6 protein-coding genes and 1 rRNA gene are annotated in these 6,503 nt (G+C 52.3%); 6 read left to right on the forward strand and 1 reads right to left on the reverse strand.

Going from position 1 to position 6,503, the window contains the following annotated elements:
* Nucleotides 1-3: 3 nt before the first annotated feature.
* The 4 genes from folK to lysS all read left to right on the forward strand — a co-directional run bounded on the left by folK (nt 4) and on the right by lysS (nt 4,320).
* Nucleotides 4-537 (forward strand): 2-amino-4-hydroxy-6-hydroxymethyldihydropteridine diphosphokinase, encoded by a 534-nt coding sequence (folK, locus tag WKI47_RS03700; protein WP_340225843.1) that lies wholly within the window; start codon nt 4-6, stop codon nt 535-537.
* An 81-nt stretch (nt 538-618) separates the two neighbouring features.
* Nucleotides 619-1,611 carry a tRNA dihydrouridine synthase DusB gene (dusB, locus tag WKI47_RS03705; protein ID WP_340225844.1) on the forward strand — a complete coding sequence of 331 codons (993 nt, stop codon included), beginning with the start codon at nt 619-621 and terminating at the stop codon, nt 1,609-1,611.
* Nucleotides 1,612-2,077: 466 nt separating this feature from the next.
* A complete protein-coding gene (greA, locus tag WKI47_RS03710) occupies nt 2,078-2,554 on the forward strand; it encodes a transcription elongation factor GreA (RefSeq protein ID WP_340225845.1) in 477 nt (158 codons plus the stop codon).
* A gap of 254 nt (nt 2,555-2,808) precedes the next feature.
* Nucleotides 2,809-4,320 (forward strand): lysine--tRNA ligase, encoded by a 1,512-nt coding sequence (gene lysS, locus WKI47_RS03715; protein ID WP_340225846.1) that lies wholly within the window; start codon nt 2,809-2,811, stop codon nt 4,318-4,320.
* Nucleotides 4,321-4,441: 121 nt separating this feature from the next.
* Here the strand turns inward: lysS and WKI47_RS03720 are convergent, their stop codons facing one another.
* On the reverse strand, nt 4,442-5,041 hold the full coding sequence (locus WKI47_RS03720; RefSeq protein WP_340225847.1) for a TetR/AcrR family transcriptional regulator: 600 nt from the start codon (nt 5,039-5,041) through the stop codon (nt 4,442-4,444).
* A gap of 102 nt (nt 5,042-5,143) precedes the next feature.
* Between WKI47_RS03720 and WKI47_RS03725 the strand changes: the two genes are divergently transcribed.
* Together WKI47_RS03725 and WKI47_RS03730 are read left to right on the forward strand one after the other, a co-directional pair.
* Entirely contained in the window at nt 5,144-5,704 is a 561-nt protein-coding gene (locus tag WKI47_RS03725) for a hypothetical protein (protein WP_340225848.1), read from the forward strand.
* 570 nt (nt 5,705-6,274) lie between these two features.
* A 16S ribosomal RNA gene (locus tag WKI47_RS03730) occupies nt 6,275-6,503 on the forward strand; the annotation flags it as partial.

A 6,503-nucleotide genomic window follows, 5' to 3' on the forward strand; every position in this document is an offset into this window, starting at 1 on the left:
ACGATGACAGAACAAACGCCGAATTTCACCTCTGATCGATCAGAGGCTTATATTGCTTTGGGGGCCAATCTTGGCCGCCGCGAAGAGACGTTGCGCGAAGCGCTCCGGATGTTGAACGAACATGCGGAGATCGACGTCGTCCGCGCTTCGGATGTATACGAGACCGATCCTGTCGGATATGCCGACCAGCCTGCTTTTTTGAACATGGCTGTGGCACTTCGGACGGCGCTGGCGCCCCATCGATTGCTCACCGTGATGCAGGACGTGGAAAACCGCTTGGGCCGCGTGCGGGATATCCGTTACGGACCGCGCACGGCGGATCTGGATTTGCTATGGATGGACGGGCTTGCGATCGAGAGCACGGACCTGACGCTCCCGCATCCGCGAATGCACGAACGCTTTTTCGTACTCGTGCCGCTTGAAGATATAGTGCCGCAGGATGAGCCGTCCGGCTTGCGCAAGCTGGTGGACGATTCGCTGATCGAGCTTGGCGAAGCTTCGGGCATTGTCCGTTTCGGCAGTCCCCTGTTTCCGTAACGTGAAGGCCGTTTTTCGATCAAAGTAGCTGTTATATTTCAAATTTGATTTACTTTTTCTATACAACGAGGTGATTTCACAATGCTGAAGATTGGCGATATCCAAATGAAAAACCGTGTCGTGCTGGCTCCGATGGCCGGCGTGTGCAATCCCGCTTTCCGTCTGATCGCCAAAGAATTCGGAACGGGGCTTGTCTGCGCGGAGATGGTCAGCGACAAAGCGATCCTCCACGGCAACAAGCGTACGCGCGAAATGCTGTTCGTCGACGACCGCGAAAAGCCGCTCAGCCTGCAAATTTTCGGCGGGGACCGCGCTTCGCTTGTCGAAGCGGCCAAAGTCGTCGATCAGGAGACCAATGCCGATATCATTGATATCAATATGGGCTGCCCGGTACCGAAAGTGACCAAATGCGATGCGGGCGCGCGCTGGTTGCTCAACCCGGACAAAATTTACGAGATGGTGACCGCCGTGACCGCCGCTGTGCAAAAGCCCGTTACCGTGAAAATGCGGATCGGCTGGGATAGCGAACATATTTTTATCGAGCAAAATGCCAAAGCCGCCGAAGCGGCCGGAGCCAGCGCGATCAGCGTGCACGGGCGTACGCGCGAACAGCTCTATACCGGCACCGCCGATTGGAGCTGGATCAAGCTGGCCAAGGATTCGGTGAATATTCCGGTGATCGGCAACGGTGACGTGAATACGCCGGAAGACGCCAAGCGCATGCTGGACACGACCGGGTGCGACGGCGTGATGATCGGGCGCGGCGCACTGGGCAATCCGTGGATGCTGTACAGCACTATTCATTATTTGGAAACGGGCGAGCTGGTCGAAGATCCGGCACCGGAAGAAAAGATTCGTATCGCCGTTCTGCATATGGATCGTTTGATCGCGCTTCGGGGAGAGAATGTGGCCATTCGCGAGATGCGCAAGCATCTGTCCTGGTATCTCAAAGGCTTGAAAGGTTCTGCGAGTATCAAAGATTCCATTATGGAAGGAACGACTCGCAGCGAGATGATCGGAATCCTGGATCAGTATATCGCCAACCTTCCACAATTGGTGGCCGCGGAAGCGTAAGTGCTCCCCGTGGAACATCTTTAGGCAAAATTCTCGAACTTTCGACGAAAAGGGCCAGCGTATTTGGTCCTTTTTTGTTGAAATAAAACGTTTACAATTGAGCAAGGAAACGCATTGACTTTTCGTATTCCTTCCCATATAATTTGTCAGTATAAAATTCGCCTCAGCAACATAAATTCCAAAATGCGGAATATGCACGCTTTGTCTGGATGCGGCAATTGATAGACGCGAACGGTGTCTTACATTGACCAATCGGTCAATAGGTCCACCGACGTTCTTGGAGATATAACGGCTTTGGCCCTGGCTGCCCGTCACTATATTTCTTAAGTCGAGAAACGGAACACGTCTATGTCTTTAAGGCGTGGTCGTTTCTATTTTGCCGTTGCCGTCTTCAAAGGGATTTCGTAATTAACCGGATGTGAGAGTGCGAAAATCTACTATTCACATGACAGGAGAATCGGTACAGATGAGCGATAAAGAGGTCATTCTCACCCAGGACGGGCTGAAGAAACTGGAAGACGAGTTGGAAAACCTGAAATCCGTTAAGCGCCGCGAAGTTGCGGAGCGTATTAAAGTCGCAATCGGCTATGGAGATATCAGCGAAAACTCCGAGTACGAAGACGCCAAGAACGAACAAGCCTTCATTGAAGGAAGAGTTATTACATTGGAAAAAATGCTGCGCAACGCGCGGATCATCAATGCTGACGAAATCGGCACGGATATCGTGAGCGTCGGATCGACTGTATTGGTCAAAGACCTGGAGTTCGGCGACGAGATGGAATACACCATCGTAGGTTCGGCAGAGTCGAATCCGCTGGAGAACCGTATTTCCAATGAAAGTCCGGTCGGCAGCGCACTTCTCGGCAAGTCCAAAGGGGCAAAAGTCGAAGTCACCGTTCCGGCAGGCGTCCTTCAATACGAAATTATCGAGATCAAAAAATAATGACGTTTCCGATCGGACGCCGTTTGGCGTCTTCGGCTTCCCGGCTTCCCGTGACCGTTTTGGCTTGTGCCTGAACGATAGCGGGAAGTTTTTTGCTGTAAAAAGCTCGACGGACGCGCATTTACCCGCCAACCAAGCGGCTTTCGCGGTTGACGAATAAGGCGATTTGGAACGATAATATAGGTTGACGATAAGCGAGGTCGGCGAACGATCAATCATGCGGGCAATCGCTAAGGACAGGAGCTGAAAGACAAGTGTCTGAAGAAAACACAAACCACGAGAACCAGGAAGTCGAACTGAGCGAACTGCTCAAGGTACGTCGCGAAAAACTGGGCGAATTGAAAGAACTCGGGATCGACCCGTTCGGCGCTAAGTTTGAACGCAATGAGACGGCAGCAGGCATCATTGCCAAGTACGACGCGATCGAAAAAGACGAGCTGGAAGAAAAAGCGGTCGAAGTGACGTTGGCGGGTCGCATCATGGCCAAACGTGCTATGGGTAAAGCCAGCTTCGCGCATATTCAAGACCTGACCGGCCGTATTCAATTATATGTACGTAAAGACAGCGTGCCGGAAGAACAATACGACGCGTTCACGATTCTCGACCTCGGCGATATCGTCGGCGTGCGCGGAACCGTGTTTAAAACAAAGACTGGCGAGACGACGATCAAAGTGGCCGAACTCACTGTTCTGACCAAGTCGCTCCAACCGCTGCCGGACAAATACCACGGTCTCAAAGACGTCGAGCTGCGTTACCGTCAGCGCTACGTGGACATGATCGTGAATCCGGAAGTGCAACAGACGTTTATTCTGCGCTCGAAGATCATTCAGTCGATGCGCCGTTACCTGGACTCGCTCGGCTATCTTGAAGTGGAGACACCAACGTTGCACTCCATCGCGGGCGGCGCGGCGGCGCGTCCATTCGTGACGCATCACAACGCGCTCGATATGGAACTGTACATGCGGATCGCGATCGAGCTTCACCTGAAGCGTCTGATCGTTGGCGGTCTGGAAAAAGTATACGAAATCGGCCGCGTCTACCGTAACGAAGGCACATCGACGCGCCACAACCCGGAGTTCACCATGATCGAGCTTTACGAAGCGTATGCCGACTACAAGGACATCATGGACCTGGTGGAAAACATGGTCGCTCATATCGCGCAAGAAGTGCTGGGCACGACTACGATCGAGTATCAAGGCCAACAAATCGACCTCAAGCCGCAGTGGCGCCGGGTATCGATGGTCGATGCGGTCAAAGAAGTGACAGGCGTAGACTTCGGCGCTCACCTGACCGACGAAGAAGCGCACGCGCTGGCCAAAGAACACAAAGTTCCGGTTGAAAAGCATATGACGTTCGGTCATATCCTGAACGCCTTCTTCGAACAGTTTGTTGAAGAAACGCTGATCCAACCTACCTTCGTAACGGGCCACCCGCTCGAAATCTCCCCGTTGGCGAAAAAGAACGATCAAGACCCGCGCTTCACCGATCGTTTCGAATTGTTCGTCGTGGCGCGCGAGCATGCCAACGCGTTCAGCGAGTTGAACGATCCGATCGATCAACGCGAGCGTTTCGAATCGCAGCTTCAGGAGAAAGAACAAGGCAACGACGAAGCACACGAGATGGACGAAGACTTCATTCGCGCGCTGGAATTCGGCATGCCGCCTACGGGCGGACTGGGTATCGGCATCGACCGTCTGGTTATGCTGCTGACCAACGCGCCGTCGATCCGCGACGTGCTGCTGTTCCCGCATATGCGCAATCTGTAAGGGTTAATGAAGTTAGGCCGTAACATAACGAAAGAGAAGGCGCGAAATGCGCCTTCTCTTTTTTGTTGTCCTCCTTTTTTATCGTTCATGGGGCATTGTCTTACAGCTTTTGTAGTCGAAGTCAGCTTTGCTTTTGGCATAACGAATCCAGATACTCGTCCAGCAGCTTCTCCATCCGGTCAGGCGGCATGCGGTCGGGATAAGTCAGGCCGTGCAAAGCGATCCCGTCCACGAAGACGTGCATCCGTTCCGCTTCCTGTTCCAGATTCAGCTTTTTCGAAGCGGAGCCGTACTGGATCAGTCCTCGCACCACGAGCAGCATCGCCGATCTCAATTGGTCGTAGACCTTTTGCGCGTGACCGTGCAGCGAAGGTTCGGACAGCGACTTGGACACGAAAGCGAGCCACACTTCCATCTCCGCCCGGCCTTCTTCGCTCAAAGGAACCAATTCATGCAGCACGTCTCGCGCGACTTCCGGCATCGGACGATCGTAGTCCAGCGCAGCGATCCGCGTCGCTACCCGTTCCGACACCAGACTCATGGAAAAAGAAAACAGCTCCGCTTGCGTAGAAAAGTAATGGCGCATCGAACCCGGCGAGATACCGGCTTCCTGGGCGACGTTGCGTACCGAAGCGTTTTCGATGCCCGAACGGCGAATCACCCTCCAGGCCGCTTCGGCCACTTTGATTTTTTGTTGTTCGTGATCGACGATTTTTGGCATATCTCAATTATAGCACCGAAGCGCGCAACAGTTTTCTTTTTAATACAATTGTGTTAGAATGTTTTTATATAATACATTCGTGCTAAAAAGGAGAGCGAGAACATGGGAATGATCGGCTGGTTGATCGTGAGCTGCGAAGTCGGGTTTTGGGTGATCGTGTTGGCCGGGCTGCTGACTCGTTATGTATGGAAGAAAAAGAAAGCGGGGGCCGTAATGCTGGCGATGACGCCCGTCGTCGATCTGATGCTGCTCGGCGCGACGATCGTGGATATCAGGCAAGGCTCGGAAGCCGGTTTCGTGCACGGACTGGCCGCCGTTTATATCGGGTGTACTGTCGCGTTCGGACATCGGATGATCCAGTGGGCGGACGAACGTTTCGCGTACCGATATGCAAACGGACCTAAGCCGGCCGAGAAAGCAAAAAGCGGACAAGCCCATGCGGCTGCGCAAAGACAAGGTTGGTACCGACATCTGCTCGCCTGGACGATCGGAAGTATCTTGCTGGCGGGAATGATCCTGCTGATCGGGAATGCGGACAAGTCCCAAGCGCTGCAAGCGTGGATCGTCAGATGGGGAATGGTACTGGGTATCGACTTCCTGATTAGCTTCAGTTATACGCTGTGGCCCAAAGGGGAGAAGCAGGGCAATAAGCAGCGTATCTAAAAGGAGAGTAACCAATAGTTTGACCAGCCTTCCATTTAACACCGAATCGGCATTTTGGCGCAGTCGATCAAGTCGTTCAGCCTCAAAACAAGGTGTACAATAAGCAAACGACGTGTTTTAAAAGTTTTTTCGAAAAAATGCTTGCTTTCTGTATATCAGCATGATATATTCTAGGAACGGCCTTGAGAGAGCGCCGGTGCGGTTCGAACAAGTGAGCGGGTCGAAATGAAGTCGGAAATTGAGCTTCGCAAGAAGCTGAAAAAAAGATTTCAAAAAAGACTTGTAAAACGAAAACGAACATGCTAATATATAAGAGTTGCTGCTGCGAGCGAAACATTGAACAGCAGAAACGAGCATCACAGTTTGCTCCTTGAAAACTGAACAGTAAGTGAGTCGCGATGATGAAGATCATCGTGAGAATAAAGATTCTTGAGCAATCAAGAATCGCCACGTTTTAAACGAGCACATGGTGCTTTCTTTTAAAGCGAAGACCGAAGTGATCGCTTCGTTCAATGCTCTTGCCCTTAGGGGTCAGGCATTGAAGCCGCGGTTGCGAAAGTATTCGCAACTTTAATGGAGAGTTTGATCCTGGCTCAGGACGAACGCTGGCGGCATGCCTAATACATGCAAGTCGAGCGGAGTTGATGAGAAGCTTGCTTCTCTGACGCTTAGCGGCGGACGGGTGAGTAACACGTAGGCAACCTGCCTTTCAGTTTGGGATAACTTCCGGAAACGGATGCTAATACCGAATACATCATCTTCTGGCATCAGAGAATGAGGAAAGACGGCGCAAGCTGTC

The organism is Saccharibacillus sacchari, assembly GCF_037722395.1.
GTDB classification, from domain to species: domain Bacteria; phylum Bacillota; class Bacilli; order Paenibacillales; family Paenibacillaceae; genus Saccharibacillus; species Saccharibacillus sacchari_A.